Origin of the sequence: Shewanella frigidimarina, assembly GCF_003797125.1 — a bacterium.
Taxonomy (GTDB): Bacteria; Pseudomonadota; Gammaproteobacteria; order Enterobacterales; family Shewanellaceae; genus Shewanella; species Shewanella frigidimarina.
This window is the reverse complement of sequence record NZ_RKKE01000007.1, coordinates 59,599-77,622: the sequence shown is the minus strand read 5'-3', so window position 1 is coordinate 77,622 and position 18,024 is coordinate 59,599. Positions and strand designations below refer to the sequence as shown.

Genomic DNA, 18,024 nt, shown 5'->3' with positions numbered 1-18,024 from the left:
TATCTATGGGAAAAAATGACGCAAAATTGTACACTATGACAATTAATCTGCCAAGAGATCAACAATCATATCATTTTGCGCATGCTGCTGACTAGCACAGGTTAGCCTTTGACTGCGAATAATGGCGCTTAAATCGGCTAGCGCGTTATCAAAATCATCATTTACAATTATAAATTCGTATTGCGCATAATGTGACATTTCCGAAACGGCTTGTGCCATGCGCGAATCAATCACTTGCTGACTATCCTGACCTCGGCCAGTTAAACGACGTTCAAGCTCAGCTTTAGACGGCGGTAAAATAAACACTCCAATAGCCGTTTCCATTAATTTTTTTACTTGTTCTGCGCCCTGCCAATCAATATCAAGAAATACATCGATACCTTTATCTAAGGTTTGTTCGATGACGAGCTTGGAAGTGCCATAAAAATTGCCAAAAACTTCGGCCCATTCAATAAAGGCATTTTGGGCAATTAGTGCTTTAAATTGTTCAACAGTAATAAAATGATAATGTTGTCCATCGACTTCGCCTGGACGAGGTTTGCGGGTCGTATGTGACACTGAAACCTGTTTATCGCTGGGTTTATCTTTTAATAGTGCTGATATAAGTGATGATTTACCTGCGCCACTAGGGGCTGACACAATAAAAAGATTTCCACGAGTGCTCATAAAAAGGGTTTCTCATCCGATTATTCATTAAGAAAGCTTAATATTATACTCGTTAACTGTGGGGTTATGCTAGCGCAATGATAGATATTGGTGTTAGGTCTAAAATGCTCAAATAGCTATTAGATTAATGAAATCAACTCTTGGATTGCTTAAAAGTGACTTAAGCAATAATGAATAAAAAAGTAACGCAAAAGCTAGGTTGGGTATGGCTTTATAAGATAAATTCTGTAGGCTTTGCGCTATTAATAGCGGGTGTCGATTTTGATGATGAAAACAATCCATTTGTGTAGTAATAACGCACGATAATCACCGACTCATTCTGTTATGTAGCCAGCTGTTTTTGGATTTTTTTGTAAATGAATAGGAATGATTGATGTCTGTAAAAACCCTACTGTGCCGAGATGGTCGTGACACAGGCTTAAGGTTAATGGGAATTATTTTAGCTGCATTTTTGTTGCTAATAGTCGCTGCTGTTGTATTTCCGGCAAGTGTAATTAATTGGATTGTGACGCTAGCAGTAATGCCTGCCGTGGGTTTGTCGGCTGTGCGTCGCTTAAATGATGCCAATAAGTCGATTAAATTGGCTGCGATTTGTGTTGTTCCTGTATTGATTTTTGGCATATTGAGCTACTTTATGGCGCCTTTTGGCGCACTAGCAGGAGTGTTTTTGTTTGGCCTGGCTTGTGGTGGCTATCTAGCATTCTTACCAGCTAAAAATTCTATTAACTATGTGCAAGGATATTACGGACCAAGCATGGTACCAATATCCATTTCGGGCTCGGTTTATCATCGACAAGAACCGGTAATGAAAGGGCAGGTTATGCCTGTTCATGATCAGCCTGAGAACACTTTCCCACCGATAGAGTCGGCTGATGAAGTCGTCTTTACAGGTTCAACTCATTCGAATTCTGCTGAGAGACACAAGCAGCAATTTAATGATGATGTGGAGCCGCAAACAAGTTTCGAGCAAGAGTTTGATACGGCAACAGAATATGATCCGGTCAATTCATTTTCTACGTCGTCTGAACGTAGTCATCAGCCTCTTTATGTAGATCAAGATGCGTTGCAATCAGGGTCGATTACTGAACTTGCAAAATCTTGGCTGAATGTAGCTAAGTTACACCAAAAAAAGCTGATTTTTATCGGTAAAATCACTGCGGCTATTATTGCAGTTGGTATAGTGGTGTATTTGGTTTTTACTTTAATTAGTGTATTTTCTGGCGACGGCACAGAACAAACTGAGCATGTTGATGATATGAGCAATCAACAACAAGCCAGCATTCGACAAATGGTCAAATTGCCTGATGGATTTTGGCTCGCTTTAGAGGGTGAAATCCTTATCGTGCGCTGGCTAGGTGAAAGTGGCGATAAACAAAATTTATGGCGTTTAGCGACAGCAATAGGCGATAAAACCTGTGCCAACCTTGAATTTAATGACGGTAGCCGTTACCGACCAATAACGGTTGATTTACTAGACGATGGTGCCAGTGAAGCTAGATTTACCCCACTGGATAAAGATGCCATTGTTAATCATGTAGCACTTAGAGGTAACTTTAAGTTGTGTGGTTATGAATTTAGTTTAAAGGGCAGCCAAGCAACATTAATGCAAAACCCTCAATTTGAAATGATACTAAGCCAGTAACCATTAGTCAGATAACCAAAGAGAAGAAAACGTTGGTTATCTCTGGCTTTGATGAACATGATTTGGAGTTTTTGATTGGTCAATTTTATCCGTAAAAATGTATTGCCTCAGTTTGGTTTTAGTAGTGAGCATAGTACGCTTTATCCATTGGGTAATGGCCATATTAATCAAACCTTCTTGGTGAGTGATGAATCAAAATCGTTGGTGTTGCAGCGTATTAATATCCAAATATTTACCGACCCCAAAGTGGTCATTCAAAATGCTGCCAATATTAGCCAGCACTTACTGATTAAACGCCAACAGCAGCATTATCCATTACAAGTGGTTAGCCCAATAGCCACTGTAGCAGGTGCACTTTACTTGGATTTAGGCGAACAAGGCTTTTGGCGAGCAATAGATTACTTACCTCATAGCACTACGATTGAAGTTGTTGATACACTAAATCAAGCTAAGTTGGCGGCTGAGGCTTTTGGGCATTTTGCTGAAGCGTTAAGTGATTTGTCCCCTAGTTGCATTGCCGATGTTATCCCTAATTTTTTGAATTTACCTCAACGAATGGCTCAATTGCGTGAGGCAAAGGCTGGTGACACTCATAATCGATTCAGTCATTGTATAGATTGGGTCGGTTTGTGTTTGTCACAAACAGATTTATTGGCAACATTGGTACAATACGAAGCCGAATTACCGATTCGAATATGTCATAACGATACAAAAATCAATAATATGCTATTTGATAACCGAGACATGTCCAGCATGGCCATTATTGACTTAGATACCTGCATGAAAGGATATTTGATGTATGATTTTGGTGATATGGTACGCGCTTTTTGCTCTCCAGAGACAGAAGATTCAACCAATTTAACCAATGTATATGCCCGACCTGAGATTGTTATTGCAGCAGCAACATCGTACATGGAATCTCTAGGTGACATTATTACTCCGCTAGAAAAACGCAGTTTATGGCTAGGGACTAAAGTGATGTCATTAATGCTTGGTGTACGGTTTTTAACTGATTATTTAAATGGCGATACTTATTTCGGGGTTAAGTATCAAACTCACAACCTTGATCGCGCTATAAATCAGTTAACTATTTATCAAAGCCTACTGCAGCAAGAAGCACAGTTAATGCCACTATTTAACTCGTAGTCACCACGGTTAACTAACTTCAGCTTGGTATCATAACGATTGTAATAAATAGCAGAACAAAGAGCTGTTTAATCATTGGACGCTATTGTTAACTGAGGCTAGTTATTTATTTAAACAAAATAAGGACTTCATAGATGTCGAATTTGCTCAATAAATATAAATGGATTTTATTTGATGCCGATGAAACGCTATTTCATTTCGATGCTTTTTCTGGATTGAAATTAATGTTTTCGCGCTTTGAAGTTGATTTTAATATTGATGACTTTACTGTTTATCAGCAAGTGAATAAACCCTTGTGGGTCGAATACCAAAACGGTTTAATTAGTGCTACGCATTTACAACATACCCGCTTCCATCACTGGGCTAATAAACTGTCTGTTACTCCGCAACATTTAAACAGTCAGTTTCTTGCTGCAATGGCCGATATTTGTTTGCCGTTGCCTGGCGCCCGGGAACTGATTGATTCTCTAAGCGGAAAAGTTAACCTTGGGATTATTACCAATGGTTTTACTGAGTTGCAAAATATCCGTTTGAGCCGTACTGGCTTTCAAGATGCTTTCAATCCGGTGGTAATCTCTGAACAACTTGGCAAAGCAAAACCTGATGTTGCAATTTTTCATCACGCTTTTAGCTTGATGGGAGAGCCTGAGAAGCATCAAGTACTTATGGTTGGCGATAACTTACATTCTGATATATTAGGCGGTATCAATGCAGGTATCGACACTTGTTGGTTAAATCATCATGGCGAACCCATAAGTGATGATATTTCTCCAAGTTATCAGGTTGGTAATTTAACTGAGCTGCATCAATTACTGATGCCACACACAGTGGTCTAAGATTAAATAAGCTATAAAATCAGTAATAAAAAAGCCATTCAGTCGAATGGCTTTTTTAATCAATTTATTTTAAACCCTATTATTGAAATAAATCTTCAGCAACATTGTCGATAAAAATATCGCCACTTTGCTGTGTTTCAGTAACATATTCTTTGGGTTCTGTACCTTCAACAAAATACTCAAACTCGGTAGTGTGGTCTGTCTTGCGAGTCAATTTACCAGTGGCTAAATCAATACGCGCAGATACAATTCCTTTTGGCGGGATAACTGAAGCTTCAGGGGTACCAGACAGAGCTTTATTCATATAGTCATTCCAACCAGGACCTGCCGTTTTAGCACCCGCCTCAGCACCTGATATTTGATCTGGTTCGCCGTTAGCTCTCCAGCTTGAGCGTCCTAGTTGACGTCCATGGTCATCAAAGCCAACCCAGAACGTTGCTGTAAGTGTAGGGTTAAAACCACTGAACCAAGTGTCTCGAGATTCGTTAGTTGTACCTGTTTTACCCGCAATGTCATGACGCTTAATTAATTTAGATGCACGCCAAGCGGTACCATTCCAACCTGTACCTTTGCTCCAATCGCCGCCACCCCAAATTACGCTCTTTAGCGCTTCAGTGATCAAAAATGCAGTTTGTTCTGAAACGACTCGCTTAGCAAAGCGAGCTTGTGGATTACTGCAAATGTTTTGTTCAGCGGTAATGGACGTTGCTTCAACCTCTCCATCTAATGTATCTACTGATGCTTCAGGAGTTTGCTGAGAGAATTCTTCAGCCATCGCAGCAAATGGATCTTCAATAACCACATCATCTTCAACAGAGGGTGCTGGTTTGCTACATGCAATAGCGGGAATGGTTTGTTCAATCGTGTTGTCGTATGAGTCGGTCACGTGATCGATAAAGTAAGGTTCAACTAAATAACCACCATTTGCAAAGCTATTAAATGCAGTGGCGACCTGTAACGGTGTCACTGAAGGTGAACCCAATGCTAACGATTCATTTCGAGGTAAATCATTCGGGTCAAAACCAAATTGGATTAATTTTTTGATGGTGTCATCTAAACCAGTGTGACGCATGGCTCTCACTGACATAACGTTAATAGATTGCGCTAAACCGACTCGTAAGCGTGTTGGGCCACCATAGATGTCTGGTGAATTTTTAGGACGCCACGCTGTGCCCTGGCGGGTGTCTGGTTTATTAATCGGAGCGTTATTGATAAGCGTAGCCAATGTGTAGTCTTTTTCTAATGCTGCGGCATAAATAAAAGGCTTAATATTGGAACCTAATTGGCGTTTAGCTTGAGTCACACGATTGAATTGACTTTGACTAAAGCTAAATCCACCGACGAGGGTTTTAATGGCACCGTCATGAGGTTCAAGTGACACTGTCGCACTAGACACTTGCGGTATTTGAGACAACTGCCAATGTTTACCATTATGACGGATCCACACTTGTTGGCCGGCGGTCAATATATCGCTGGCTTGCTTCGGAGGTAAGCTTTGGCGTTTATCGCTTATAAACTTACGAGCCCATTTTAGGCCTTTCCATTCCAGTGTAATCAGTTCGCCTTTGTCATCAATGACTTGTGCTTGCTGATCTTTTACACTGATAACCGCGGCCGGCATAATGCCCTGCATTGAAGAAGTTCGTTTTAAAATTGCGATGATTTCATCATGTTCTAGCGGAGTATCAGTCCATAATTCAGCGACAGGCCCACGGAAGCCATGACGCTGGTCATAAGCAAAAACGTTATCTCTTAAAGACTCCTGCGCCATCAATTGGAGATCGGATGATATCGTGGTGTAGACATTGTAACCGTTAGTATAGGCTGCTTCTTCACCGTATTTCTGGATCATGTAATCACGCGCCATTTCCGAAACATACGGAGCGTATAAATCAATTTCAGCGCCATGGTATTTCGCGGTCGACGGACTACTAATAGCCTCTTGATATTCTGCTTGAGTAATATTTCGTTTCTCTAGCATACGACTCAATACCCAGTTACGACGAGCTATCGCACGTGATTGGTTTCTAATTGGATTCGCTGCAGACGGAGCTTGCGGTAGGCCAGCTATCATCGCCATTTCTGGCAGTGTCAATTGGCTAAGTTCTTTACCATAATAAACTTGAGCCGCCGCACCGACACCATAAGCGCGATTTCCGAGGAATGAACGATTTAAATAAAGGGCTAAAATTTCCTTTTTCGATAATGCTTTTTCAATTTTTAGCGCAAGAAAGATTTCTTTCACTTTACGAATATATGTTTTTTCGTTAGATAAGAAAAAGCCTCGAGCAACCTGTTGCGTAATTGTACTCGCACCTTGGCTTTTCTTACCTGTTGTGACTAAAATAAGTGCCGCGCGGATAATACCAATCGGATCAATACCGTTATGTTCAAAAAAGCGCGCATCTTCAGTGTCGAGTACCGCATTAATTAACTGAGCTGGCACCTCTTCATACTCGACAGGTATACGACGTTTCTCACCAAATTGAGAAATCAGTTTGCCATCGCGGCTATAAATACGCAGCGGAGTTTGTAATTGGACCGTCTTTAGCGAATTAACATCGGGTAAATCAGGTAGCACATAAAAGTAAGCGGCAGCTATAGCAGCAATGCCAAGTAGTGATAGGCTAAAAAATGCAATTAATAAACGTTTAAACCACTTCACTCGATAATTCCAGAAAATCACAAATAGTAGCGGTAGTATATAAGCGGGAGAGTTTTTGGTGAAGTAAAACATGAAATAACTAAATAGTATTTGTAAAATGCTGAAACATTTTATACAAATACTTATAACGAGTTGATTATGTGCTAATCTCTTAGAAAATAAAAATAGAATTGTGATGACGGACTATGCTTTCTAAATTATGGAAGCGTCAAGCACCTCAGATGGTTGGGATTGATATTGGGTCTCATGAAATAAAAGCCATTTTGTTGAGCAAGACTGCGGATGGATATAAAATTCAAAATCATGCGTCAGTTCCTGTTAGAAAGGGAGCTGTAGTCGATCATGATATTCGTGATACTGAAGCGGTAATTGAGTCACTAAGACAGATTCGGCGGGGTTTACCTAAATCGCTAAAGTTCGCAGCTGTCGCGGTTTCTGGCTCTGCCGTTATGACAAAAGTCATTTATATGGATGCGGCGTTAAATGAAGAGGAAATGGAGGCTCAAATTGAAATTGAAGCTGACAACCTTATTCCTTATTCACTTGATGAAGTCAGCATTGATTTTGAAAGGCTTAATCCGAATATTACCGACCCAACCAAAGTTAACGTATTACTGAGCGCATGCCGCACAGAGAATATTGATTCGCGTGTTGACTCTTTGGATGCTATTGAGCTGGATGTTAAAGTTGTTGATGTGGAAGCTTATGCACTAGGGCGCTCTGCAGAATTAATTTATGCTCAGTTACCTGACGGCGCTAAAGCTAAATCAATCGCCATGGTTGATATTGGTGCCAATATGACCACATTTTCTGTGGTTGAAAATGGTGACACTACCTTTATACGTGAGCAAGCCTTTGGCGGTGAGTTATTTACTCAATCAATTGTGTCATTTTATGGTATGCCCCATGATGAGGCTGAGCGAGCTAAGATTTCTGGACAATTACCGCGTAATTATATGTTCGAAGTTTTATCTCCGTTTCAAATGCAACTGTTACAACAAATTAAACGAACCTTACAAATATATTGTACTGCCAGTGGGCGTGAAAAAGTTGACTATATTGTTTTGTGTGGTGGTACAGCTAAGTTAGAAGGAATGGTTGAATTACTAACAAACGAGTTAGGTACTCATACCATTGTTGCTGATCCTTTTCAGGGGTGTTTGCATGCAGATGATGTTATGAAAGGTCAACTTCAACCGAATATAAGCAAATATATGGTGGCATGTGGTCTTGCGCTAAGGAGTTATGCTCAATGGCGAACATAAACTTATTACCTTGGCGTGAAGAAGCTAGAGAAAAGCAAAAACGCGATTTTATCGGCATTTTAGCGTTAGTTTTTTTAGTCACATCACTCGTTGTATATTTATTTTTGGGTTTTCTAGAGGTTGTCACTGATGATCAGCGTGAGCGTAATGCATATTTGGTCTCAGAAATTACATTACTTGATACCCAGATAGCAGAAATTAGAAAAATTACCGAACGTAAAAAAGATATCGAACGTCGAACTGAGATTATTCTCAATTTACAGCAGTCGCGTAATTTACCTACTCATGTTTTAGATGAATTAGTCCGAATCGTGCCACCTGGTATTTATCTTTCAAGTATAGAGAAAAAAGGTAGCGTGTTATTAATCGAAGGGCGTAGTGAATCAAATAATAACGTCGCGAATATGATGAGAAAGGTTAAAACATCTTCTTATCTTAACGATCCGAGTATGCAATCGATTGTGACCCAAAATGAAGAATTAAGGCAGTTACAGCGGTTTAAATTACGTGTCACTATCCGTGATGATTCACAAGTCACTAATGTTGATCCGAACCAAGGAGCGAGAAAATGAATCTCGACCTAGATCAATTTAACGATATTGATTTTGAAAATATCGGTGGTTGGCCCAAACTGGTAAAAATTGTATTTGCTGTATTTTTGTCTTTGTGTGTTATCGGTGCGAGTTATTATTTATTTATTTCAGATTCTATCGATCAAATGGAAGCTGAACAGCACAAAGAAATTCAATTACGTGAAGATTTTGAAACTAAATATCGTTTAGCAGCTAATCTTAAGTTATACCGTGAACAATTAGACGTGATGGAAGTGCAGTTTGCCGAATTGCTTAAAATGCTACCCTCCGAAAATGAAATGCCTGGTTTATTAGATGATTTAACGTTTGTTGCAACTGACGCAGGCCTCAGAATTAATAGCCTAGATTGGGATGATGAAATCGAACGTGATTTTTATATTGAATTTCCAATAAAAATGTCAGTAGTAGGTGATTACCATCAAATGGGTAATATGGTCAGTGGCGTTGCCAAGTTACCCCGAATTGTCAGTCTGCATGATTTTAGTATCAAGCAGAATGATGCCGGTGGATTATCGATGGATATTCTTGCTAAAACGTATCGTTTTAAAGAAGGGGCTGAATTAACACAACAGGCCAATAAGGGGCAGAAATAATGAAATTTTTGCCTTTATTGTTATCAATGGTGTTTTTATTGAGTGGTTGTATTGGCGAACGCAGCGATTTAGAGCTATTTGTTACTACTACAAAAGCGCAACACGTTGCCCGTATACCACCATTGAAACAAACACCGAAGTTCGAACATTTTGCTTATCAAGCTGAATTAATGCGCAGTCCGTTTGTTCCACCATCAAGGGAATTGACAGAAGAGGTGGTTGATACATCTAGAGATTGTTTACAGCCAGACTTGAAACGTCGCAAAGGTCGCTTAGAAACTTATGCATTAGACAATTTAAGAATGCGCGGAACATTGAGTGAAGATAGTACTATATGGGCTTTAGTCGAATCTAGTGATGCCAATGTTTATCGCATGGGTGTAGGTGAGTATTTAGGGCTTTATCATGGCCGAATTGCTAAAGTAACGCCGCAATTTATCGAAATTATAGAATTAATCCCTGATGGTTCAGGTTGTTGGGCAGAAAGATCCAGCAATTTAGAATTATCAGGAAAATAACGTGCGAAGGATGAGAGAATAATGGAATCTTCTGCCGCGATAAAAAAAGCAATAACAAAGTTATTATTTTTTAGAGCGTTTTTAGGCGCAGTATTATTAATGGGTTTAATACCTAGTGCGATAGCTGCTAATCGTCTTATGGACGTCAAATATCATTCAATGGTTGATCACCAATTAGAATTAGAGTTGATTTTTGAATCATCAATTATGTCACCGTCTGTTGATTTATCAGCAGACCCAGCTGAAATTATGTTGAATTTCTCAGACACTATTTCTAATTTAAGTAAAAGTAAAATTCCGGTAAATGCTGTTGGTGTAAAAGAGTTAACCACACAACAACAAGGTGGCGATTTACAAATCATTGTTGCAATGACAAAAGTAAAACCATATCAAGGTAAAATTGTTGGTAATAGTTATCGATTAACTATTAATGATGATGTGTCTGGTCCGGTTGAGGCAAACAATCCATTTGTTAATGGTATTAGCAGTATTGATTTTCGTCGCAATAAAACCGGTGGTGGAGAAATATTATTTAATCTTAGCAATCGTTCTGTAGCAGCGAATGTGGAACAAGTTGGTTCAAAGCTTGAGATAAAACTCTATAACACCGATATTGGTAATGACTTACTTTACGTTATGGACGTACAAGACTTTGCTACACCAGTGAATAGTTTTGAAACTTTTAAAGATGATTTAACTGCCCGTATTTTGGTTGATGTTGACGGCAACTATGACTATAACTATCGCCAAGATGGCAATGTGTTTAAAGTTAGCGTAGATAAAGTTGAGCGTGTCTCTGTAGCTAAAGAGGCTAAAAAATATAATGGTCGTTCATTGTCACTAAACTTCCAAAACATTTCAGTTCGTACTGTGTTGCAAATTATTGCTGATTATAACAACTTTAACCTGGTGACGAGCGATACTGTTGAAGGTGAGATTACCTTACGTTTAGATGATGTGCCTTGGGATCAAGCTTTAGATCTTATCTTGCAAACTAAAGGTCTCGACAAGCGTATTGAAGGTAATATTTTAATGGTGGCACCGAGTGAAGAACTTGCCATTCGCGAAAGCAATGACCTGAAAAATCGCCAAGAAGTAAAAGAATTAGCACCGCTCTATTCTGAATATTTACAAATAAACTATGCTAAAGCTATAGATATTGCCGAGTTACTTAAAACTACGGATTCAACGTTATTATCATCTCGCGGCAGTGTCGCTGTTGATGAGCGTACAAATACGTTACTGGTAAAAGATACCGCTGAGATTTTAGAAAATGTACACCGCTTAATAGAAGTATTAGACATTCCTATTAAACAAGTACTAATTGAAGCGCGTATGGTGACAGTGAAAGACGATGTATCTGAAGATCTCGGTATTCGTTGGGGCATAACTGATCAACAAGGTTCTAAAGGCACATCTGGCACCATTGGAGGAGCAACGAGTATTGCTAACGGTACTATTCCAAGCATCGATGATCGCCTCAATGTTAATTTACCGGCAGCAGCAAGTTCAGCGACCAGTATCGCTTTCCATGTGGCTAAATTGGCAGACGGTACAGTACTCGATTTAGAGTTAAGTGCATTAGAGCAAGAAAACAAAGGTGAGATCATTGCCAGCCCACGTATTACCACATCTAACCAGAAGTCGGCATACATTGAACAGGGTGTTGAAATCCCTTACGTAGAGTCTGCATCTAGCGGTGCTACAACAGTAACCTTTAAGAAGGCCGTGTTATCGCTACGTGTAACTCCGCAAATCACTCCGGATGATAGGGTGATCCTAGATCTTGAAATAACCCAAGATTCTCAGGGAACAACTGTTGCTACAGCAACGGGTGAAGCGGTTGCTATTGATACTCAGCGTATTGGTACTCAGGTACTAGTCGATAATGGCGAAACAATTGTGTTAGGTGGTATTTACCAACAAAATCTCATTAGCCGAGTAAGCAAAGTTCCGGTACTGGGTGATATTCCGTTAGTTGGTTTCTTATTTAGAAATTCAACCGACACAAATGAGCGTCAAGAACTGTTAATTTTTGTAACCCCTAAGATTGTGGCTGACAAACGTTAATTTTTTACACGCTAAAGTAATAGTAAAAAGCCAGCGACTTTCTTGCTGGCTTTTTTATGACGGTTATTTATGGGAAGTAATGACCAAACGCGTTAAATGGCGCATCACTAAATGTTACTCCAATTGAACAAATTATCGTTTTAGTGGTAATAATAGTAACTTCCTTAAAGTTTTAAGGTATTAACTTTAATTAGATAGCGCAGTGCTAATCGACCTATAGTCTTTGCATTAACAAAGACTTAATCGAAAAAGTTACCTTTTATTTGAGGTTTTAAACATCAGTGACATAATAAAATCATGATAAATAGCTGTGATGACTTGCAAGCGGTAGCCCTTAACTGAGATAATCCTCCGTCAAGTCTCATTAGAGCAAGGTTAAATTATAGGTCGGCTTGAGTTTAAGTCGATAAGGCATTCTTCCATATAAGATTCAGACGTATACGAAATGGCTGAAAAACGCAATATTTTTCTGGTAGGCCCTATGGGCGCAGGTAAAAGCACAATTGGTCGCCATCTGGCGCAAATGCTGCATTTAGATTTCCACGATTCAGATCACGAGATTGAACAACGTACCGGTGCAGATATTGCCTGGGTGTTTGATGTTGAAGGTGAGGAAGGCTTCCGTAGACGTGAAGCTCAAGTCATCGGTGATCTTTCAGAAAGGCAAGGTATCGTTCTCGCGACAGGTGGTGGTTCTGTTCAGAGTAAAGATATCCGCAACTATCTTTCTGCTCGAGGTATAGTAGTTTACTTAGAAACAACTATAGACAAGCAAGTCGCGCGCACTCAGCGTGATAAGCGTCGTCCGTTGTTACAAGTAGATGATCCACGTGAAGTGCTTGAAAGCTTAGCGGAAATTCGCAATCCTTTATATGAGGAAATTGCGGATGTTATCGTTAAGACAGATGAGCAAAGCGCGAAGATCGTCGCAAACCAAATTATCGAGCAACTTGGCTTTTAGGTAACAACATGCAACAAATTCAGGTTCAATTAGGTGATAGAAGTTACCCCATTTATATTGGCCAGGATTTGATGAATGATAGCGAGCTATTTGCTCGCTACCTAACAAACAAAAAAGCCTTAATTGTTTCAAATGACACCATTGCTCCGTTGTATCTTCAACAGATACAACAAGCGATGAGCGCTTGCGCGCGCATTGAAACGGTTATTTTGCCGGATGGCGAAAAATTTAAAGACTTACAACATCTAGATTATATTTTTACTGAGTTACTTGAGCATAATTTTGCCCGAGATTCAGTATTAGTTGCACTAGGTGGTGGTGTTGTTGGTGATATGACTGGTTTCGCGGCTGCGTGTTATCAGCGTGGTATTGAGTTTATTCAAGTGCCAACTACATTACTGTCCCAAGTTGATTCTTCTGTTGGTGGTAAAACGGCAGTCAATCATCCGCTTGGGAAAAATATGATTGGTGCATTTTATCAGCCTAAATCAGTGATTATTGATACGTTTTGCTTACAGACATTACCCGCAAATGAGTTTGCTGCAGGTATGGCTGAAGTGATTAAGTACGGTATTATTTGGGATGCTGACTTTTTTCAGTGGCTTGAAGCAAATGTTGATGCGTTAAAATCGCTTCAAACAGATGCGTTAAACTATGCCATTGCGAAATGTTGTCAGATTAAAGCTGATGTTGTCGCACAAGATGAAACGGAACAAGGTGTAAGAGCGTTATTAAACCTTGGGCATACTTTTGGGCATGCTATCGAAGCTGAAATGGGCTACGGTGTTTGGTTACATGGCGAAGCAGTCTCTGCTGGTACTGTTCTTGCGGCTCAAACAGCATATAAGCTAAATCTATTAGATGAGCAAAGTGTCGAGCGTATTTGCCGATTGATGCAAGCGTTTGATTTACCTATAACGGCTCCAGAGTCGATGGGTTTTGAACAGTTTATCAAGCATATGCGTCGAGATAAAAAAGTATTAGGTGGTAAAATCCGCTTGGTATTACCTACAGAAATAGGCAAAGCTGATGTCTTTAGTGATGTGAGTGAAGACTTATTGAAACAGGTTATTAGCAGCGTATAAATTATTCCGCAGATATCTATGCTAGCTATAAATTATAGTGTGGTGAATCATTGACGACTACTCCAGGACTATTACTACTCCCTACCCAAGAAGCGCTCATTCAGCGTTTACAGCATATTGCTAGTTATAGCGAGCAGTTGTTAGTCATTTGTGGTGATAATGGTTCAGGCAAGTCAACACTGACGGCTGCATTAGCTAGTGAGCTAGATGATTATAATTCAGCATTGGTCATTTGTCCTCAACACGCTGATAGCGCTGAAATTCGTCGAAAAATTCTGGTTCAATTAATATCCGCGCCAATTTTTGATGATGAGCGTCCTTTAATGGACACTGTACTGAGAATCCAATCTAGTTTAAAAAAACCGTTACATATCATTATTGATGATGCAGATTTATTGCCTAAAGATATTTGGGCTGAGTGCATTCTGCTGAGCCAAATTCACTGTGCAGGTAAACCTGTTGCAGTAACTGTGACCGTCACTCCTAGCTTTTGGCATACTTTAGTGGCGGAGTTAACTGATGAGACTCGTGCTAGATTACTGCCTGTGACGATTGAGCCTTTATCTGTACCTGAGCGTGATGGTCTTTATCAAAGTTTATTACTCCGTAGCCAGCAAACACCGTTTATCCCGCGTGAAATTATTCATAAGCAATTAGAGAAGCAACGCGGTACGCCAGCTGAAGTAGTTCAATTATTAGCATTAGCATTAGAAGAGCCACAAACAGTGCGTTCATCTTGGTCTGCGTCTATTAAAATGATGATTGCTTCTGTCACCATATTAGCTGGCGTGGCGATGTGGTGGGGGGTTAGTACACAATTACCTCCTCCGATTTCAGCATCATTGTCGCCAGTATTAACAGCCGAGCAATCCGCTGTACGTGTAAAAGCAGCTCAATATGTCATTGATTATGCCGACAGTTCATTAAGCGCTTATTTTGCCCATAGGCAATTGGTCTTAGCTAAGTCGAGTGCCAATGAGCAAGCACATTTTATCATCGAGCAGCAAATGACTGCTGATAGTTCACTAGTAGAGCAAGGTGAGACTAACCTCATAGAAGAGGTTCCTGCAGATAATCACATTGACGTAGTGGTTAATTCATCATTAAAAGGTTTGTCTTTCCAAGGTAAGTTACCCAAAGCGCAAGTTAACACGGTAAATAAGCCGAATGATATTGTTGAGCTTGATAATACCCCTAACCTAAAGGTGAAAGGTTTTACGCTGCAACTTGCTAGCGTGAATGACAAAGACTCACTTACACCCATTTTAGTTAAACTGGCACAAGAGCCGCAAGTTTACATAATGAAATACAAACAACGCCACGTTATATTACTGGGTGATTTTGATACCGCCTCGGCAGCTAGCTCAAAAGCGAAAAGTCTTCAGAAAAAATATAGTTTAGCGGCTCCATGGGTAAGAAAGTGGGCAGACTTAAGTGATTATAAGCGACAAGATTAACAATCTTCATATTCCGCAGCATCCAAGTCAATAGGATGAAAAATCAACTAATAAAACTGCTTTATCCGATGATAATTATCGTTAAACAGAGTACAATCATCAGCTTTAATTTTGCTGGCATAATTCCTATTCATGATAAAAAAGCATAGAGCCTTTCTAAAGTGGGCAGGCGGTAAATATAAGCTCGTTGATGAGCTAGCAAAACACCTTCCAGCTGGAAATAGACTGATCGAGCCTTTTGTTGGGGCGGGTTCGGTATTCCTCAATACACAGTTTGATGATTATTTATTGTGTGACATCAATCAAGACTTAATCAATTTATACAAAATTGTTCAGCAACAGCCAGATAAATACATTAAAGCGGCCAAGGCCATGTTTGTCGATGAGATGAATGACAAAGATGCTTATTATCGTGTTCGTGCTGAATTTAATCTCTGTAGCGATCCTTTCATTCGTTCGGTTTACTTCCTGTACATGAATCGCCATGGTTTTAATGGCTTATGTCGATATAATCGCAAAGGTGGTTTTAATGTACCGTTTGGTTCGTACAAAAAACCGTATTTCCCTGAAGCTGAAATTCGTTACTTTTCATTAAAAGCGCAAAAAGCGACCTTTAAATGTATCAGTTACGAACAAGCCTTTGATATGGCAAACAGTGGTGATGTAATTTATTGTGATCCGCCTTATGCGCCGTTATCAACCACAGCCAGTTTTACCACTTATGCAGGTCCGGGTTTTAGCTTAGATGATCAAGCATTACTTGCTCGTCATTCACGGCTCATTGCCCATGAGAGAAATATTCCGGTATTGATCAGTAATCATGATATTCCGTTAACGCGAGAGTTATATCGTGGTGCATCTTGTTCAACGATTTCGGTGCAGCGTAATATTAGCCCTAAAGGCGGTTCACGCAATAAAGTGGATGAAATTATGGCGCTATATGATCATCATTATCGTGAAGAAGAGTAATGCTGCAAAGCGTGGATAACGAAAACTAGCGGTTAACTTAAGACTTGGTTTACGATTAGCATTAATGAAATGACTAAGGCTATGGCTAAGATAATACCCATAATGATAAATGGTAATGGGGATTGAGTTTGAAAATCTTTTTGGCGATTTTGCTCTGTCTGTACGCCGAAGAAGGCTGCTACAGTGCTACTAAACACTCGCCAAATAGACATTAACGCGATATCTGAGTTGGGTTGCCTGAGGTAGGCATATCATTTAAAGGTTTGTCTTTGTGACCGTGGATTAACTCAAGTAAATCAATAAAGTGAAACTGACTAGAGCGGCTATTACCTGTAATCCAATTCCCCCAACTGACATCATTTGATTGTTCTGCACAACGATTTGTAGGGTGACTACTGGGTAAACTGGCATTGTAGTTGGTGGTGCTATTACAGACACAGGCCTTACTATTAGCCGAATTACTTTCGGTTGCCATCAATACTTGGCTTAACAATAACGCCAATGCAGACGTTGCAAATACAGCAAAAACCGGTGCTGACAATAATTTGCCATCACGACCAGAAAGCTTGCGTAGTAAGTGCTTTACCATAAAGTGTGCCCTATCCATGGTGTAAACTCGAATGATGCTACAACAGGTTTTAAATCTTCAGTTGGACAACTAAGATAACAACTTTTTACATTATAGCAAAATAGCTTAGTTATTGAACACTGGTTTCTGTATAAAAAATAGCAAATCCGACTTATTGTCTAGTTTTTAACTAAATTCTATTGAGGATAGTGGTTATTTCCCTTGTTAGACTAGAGGCTTGCGGCTGCAAAGGGTAAAATGTCGTCACTTTGATCTGCCAATAGAGAAGATTATGCGCCCATTTTTAATTGCACCATCGATTTTGTCTGCTGATTTTGCCCGTTTAGGTGACGATGTGAAAGCCGTATTAGATGCGGGTTCGGATGTTGTTCATTTTGACGTTATGGATAATCACTACGTACCAAATTTAACAATAGGCCCTATGGTATGCACCGCGTTGCGCAATTATGGGATCACCGCTGATATTGATGTGCATTTAATGGTTAAACCCGTTGATCGCATTATTCCTGATTTTGCCAAAGCCGGTGCTTCAATTATCACTTTTCATCCAGAAGCATCAGAACATATCGATCGTACACTGCAGTTGATTAAAGAATCTGGCTGTAAGGCCGGATTAGTCTTTAATCCTGGCACACCACTGCACTATTTAGATCATGTAATGGACAAGCTCGATGTTATTTTATTGATGTCAGTTAATCCTGGTTTTGGTGGTCAGTCTTTTATTCCGCATACGCTAGAAAAACTTCGCCAAGTTCGCGCGATTATTGATGCCAGTGGTTTTGATATTCGCTTACAAGTGGATGGTGGTGTTAAGGTCGATAATATTGCTGAAATAGCGGCTGCGGGTGCAGATATGTTTGTGGCAGGTTCGGCAATTTTCAATCAACCTGATTATAAAGTTGTTATTGATCAAATGCGTGCAGAACTCGCTTCGATATCATAATTTCTTTTTCCATATCCAGTGGGACT

Annotated in this window: 17 protein-coding genes; 13 read left to right on the top strand and 4 right to left on the bottom strand. The window is 39.8% G+C overall.

Features of this window, described 5'->3' with window-relative positions:
• Positions 1-42: 42 nt before the first annotated feature.
• Positions 43-666 (bottom strand): guanylate kinase, encoded by a 624-nt coding sequence (gene gmk, locus EGC86_RS17550; protein WP_102036136.1) that lies wholly within the window; start codon positions 664-666, stop codon positions 43-45.
• Between the two features lie 373 nt (positions 667-1,039).
• Between gmk and EGC86_RS17545 the strand changes: the two genes are divergently transcribed.
• The 3 genes from EGC86_RS17545 (at position 1,040) to yjjG (ending at position 4,290) form a co-directional block, all read left to right on the top strand.
• Entirely contained in the window at positions 1,040-2,308 is a 1,269-nt protein-coding gene (locus EGC86_RS17545) for a DUF805 domain-containing protein (protein WP_123778400.1), read from the top strand.
• A 75-nt stretch (positions 2,309-2,383) separates the two neighbouring features.
• The gene (locus tag EGC86_RS17540) at positions 2,384-3,454 is read left to right on the top strand and encodes a phosphotransferase enzyme family protein (protein ID WP_123778399.1); all 1,071 of its coding nucleotides are present in this window, start codon (positions 2,384-2,386) and stop codon (positions 3,452-3,454) included.
• Between the two features lie 134 nt (positions 3,455-3,588).
• Positions 3,589-4,290 carry a pyrimidine 5'-nucleotidase gene (gene yjjG, locus EGC86_RS17535; RefSeq protein WP_123778398.1) on the top strand — a complete coding sequence of 234 codons (702 nt, stop codon included), beginning with the start codon at positions 3,589-3,591 and terminating at the stop codon, positions 4,288-4,290.
• A gap of 79 nt (positions 4,291-4,369) precedes the next feature.
• Here yjjG and EGC86_RS17530 read toward each other — a convergent pair whose 3' ends face one another.
• Positions 4,370-6,955 carry a penicillin-binding protein 1A gene (locus tag EGC86_RS17530; protein WP_041412737.1) on the bottom strand — a complete coding sequence of 862 codons (2,586 nt, stop codon included), beginning with the start codon at positions 6,953-6,955 and terminating at the stop codon, positions 4,370-4,372.
• A gap of 185 nt (positions 6,956-7,140) precedes the next feature.
• Between EGC86_RS17530 and EGC86_RS17525 the strand changes: the two genes are divergently transcribed.
• From EGC86_RS17525 to EGC86_RS17485, 9 genes are all read left to right on the top strand, one after another.
• A complete protein-coding gene (locus EGC86_RS17525; RefSeq protein WP_011635860.1) occupies positions 7,141-8,220 on the top strand; it encodes a pilus assembly protein PilM in 1,080 nt (359 codons plus the stop codon).
• Complete coding sequence (locus EGC86_RS17520; RefSeq protein ID WP_011635861.1) at positions 8,208-8,792, top strand: PilN domain-containing protein; 585 nt, start codon at positions 8,208-8,210, stop codon at positions 8,790-8,792. The genes EGC86_RS17525 and EGC86_RS17520 overlap by 13 nt, the downstream gene beginning before the upstream one ends.
• Positions 8,789-9,406: a type IV pilus inner membrane component PilO gene (locus tag EGC86_RS17515; protein ID WP_011635862.1), complete on the top strand. Its 618-nt coding sequence runs from the start codon at positions 8,789-8,791 to the stop codon at positions 9,404-9,406. The genes EGC86_RS17520 and EGC86_RS17515 overlap by 4 nt, the downstream gene beginning before the upstream one ends.
• Positions 9,406-9,924 carry a pilus assembly protein PilP gene (locus tag EGC86_RS17510; protein WP_011635863.1) on the top strand — a complete coding sequence of 173 codons (519 nt, stop codon included), beginning with the start codon at positions 9,406-9,408 and terminating at the stop codon, positions 9,922-9,924. Before EGC86_RS17515 ends, EGC86_RS17510 begins: the two co-directional genes overlap by 1 nt.
• Before the next feature lie 21 nt (positions 9,925-9,945).
• Entirely contained in the window at positions 9,946-11,994 is a 2,049-nt protein-coding gene (locus EGC86_RS17505; RefSeq protein WP_011635864.1) for a type IV pilus secretin PilQ, read from the top strand.
• A 445-nt stretch (positions 11,995-12,439) separates the two neighbouring features.
• Positions 12,440-12,955, top strand: a complete 516-nt coding sequence (aroK, locus tag EGC86_RS17500; RefSeq protein ID WP_011635865.1) for a shikimate kinase AroK — start codon at positions 12,440-12,442, stop codon at positions 12,953-12,955.
• A gap of 8 nt (positions 12,956-12,963) precedes the next feature.
• Complete coding sequence (aroB, locus tag EGC86_RS17495; protein ID WP_123778397.1) at positions 12,964-14,040, top strand: 3-dehydroquinate synthase; 1,077 nt, start codon at positions 12,964-12,966, stop codon at positions 14,038-14,040.
• Positions 14,041-14,090: 50 nt separating this feature from the next.
• A complete protein-coding gene (locus EGC86_RS17490) occupies positions 14,091-15,497 on the top strand; it encodes an ATP-binding protein (protein WP_123778396.1) in 1,407 nt (468 codons plus the stop codon).
• A 132-nt stretch (positions 15,498-15,629) separates the two neighbouring features.
• Positions 15,630-16,466: a Dam family site-specific DNA-(adenine-N6)-methyltransferase gene (locus EGC86_RS17485; protein WP_123778395.1), complete on the top strand. Its 837-nt coding sequence runs from the start codon at positions 15,630-15,632 to the stop codon at positions 16,464-16,466.
• Positions 16,467-16,498: 32 nt separating this feature from the next.
• On the opposite strand, the gene EGC86_RS17480 is transcribed toward EGC86_RS17485, so the two are convergent.
• Complete coding sequence (locus EGC86_RS17480; protein WP_011635869.1) at positions 16,499-16,678, bottom strand: DUF2970 domain-containing protein; 180 nt, start codon at positions 16,676-16,678, stop codon at positions 16,499-16,501.
• Positions 16,678-17,055: a hypothetical protein gene (locus EGC86_RS17475; RefSeq protein ID WP_244262852.1), complete on the bottom strand. Its 378-nt coding sequence runs from the start codon at positions 17,053-17,055 to the stop codon at positions 16,678-16,680. Before EGC86_RS17475 ends, EGC86_RS17480 begins: the two co-directional genes overlap by 1 nt.
• A 271-nt stretch (positions 17,056-17,326) precedes the next feature.
• Here EGC86_RS17475 and rpe point away from each other — a divergent pair, with 271 nt between their 5' ends.
• Complete coding sequence (gene rpe / locus EGC86_RS17470; RefSeq protein ID WP_011635871.1) at positions 17,327-17,998, top strand: ribulose-phosphate 3-epimerase; 672 nt, start codon at positions 17,327-17,329, stop codon at positions 17,996-17,998.
• Positions 17,999-18,024: the final 26 nt, after the last annotated feature.

What these genes read in the sequence shown, in the direction of transcription:
- gmk (WP_102036136.1), bottom strand. Translation starts at nt 666, where the DNA reads ATGAGCACTCGTGGAAATCTTTTTATTGTGTCAGCCCCTAGTGGCGCA.
- EGC86_RS17545 (WP_123778400.1), top strand. Translation starts at nt 1,040, where the DNA reads ATGTCTGTAAAAACCCTACTGTGCCGAGATGGTCGTGACACAGGCTTA.
- yjjG (WP_123778398.1), top strand. Translation starts at nt 3,589, where the DNA reads ATGTCGAATTTGCTCAATAAATATAAATGGATTTTATTTGATGCCGAT.
- EGC86_RS17525 (WP_011635860.1), top strand. Translation starts at nt 7,141, where the DNA reads ATGCTTTCTAAATTATGGAAGCGTCAAGCACCTCAGATGGTTGGGATT.
- EGC86_RS17520 (WP_011635861.1), top strand. Translation starts at nt 8,208, where the DNA reads ATGGCGAACATAAACTTATTACCTTGGCGTGAAGAAGCTAGAGAAAAG.
- EGC86_RS17515 (WP_011635862.1), top strand. Translation starts at nt 8,789, where the DNA reads ATGAATCTCGACCTAGATCAATTTAACGATATTGATTTTGAAAATATC.
- EGC86_RS17510 (WP_011635863.1), top strand. Translation starts at nt 9,406, where the DNA reads ATGAAATTTTTGCCTTTATTGTTATCAATGGTGTTTTTATTGAGTGGT.
- EGC86_RS17505 (WP_011635864.1), top strand. Translation starts at nt 9,946, where the DNA reads ATGGAATCTTCTGCCGCGATAAAAAAAGCAATAACAAAGTTATTATTT.
- aroK (WP_011635865.1), top strand. Translation starts at nt 12,440, where the DNA reads ATGGCTGAAAAACGCAATATTTTTCTGGTAGGCCCTATGGGCGCAGGT.
- aroB (WP_123778397.1), top strand. Translation starts at nt 12,964, where the DNA reads ATGCAACAAATTCAGGTTCAATTAGGTGATAGAAGTTACCCCATTTAT.
- EGC86_RS17485 (WP_123778395.1), top strand. Translation starts at nt 15,630, where the DNA reads ATGATAAAAAAGCATAGAGCCTTTCTAAAGTGGGCAGGCGGTAAATAT.
- EGC86_RS17480 (WP_011635869.1), bottom strand. Translation starts at nt 16,678, where the DNA reads ATGTCTATTTGGCGAGTGTTTAGTAGCACTGTAGCAGCCTTCTTCGGC.
- EGC86_RS17475 (WP_244262852.1), bottom strand. Translation starts at nt 17,055, where the DNA reads ATGGTAAAGCACTTACTACGCAAGCTTTCTGGTCGTGATGGCAAATTA.
- rpe (WP_011635871.1), top strand. Translation starts at nt 17,327, where the DNA reads ATGCGCCCATTTTTAATTGCACCATCGATTTTGTCTGCTGATTTTGCC.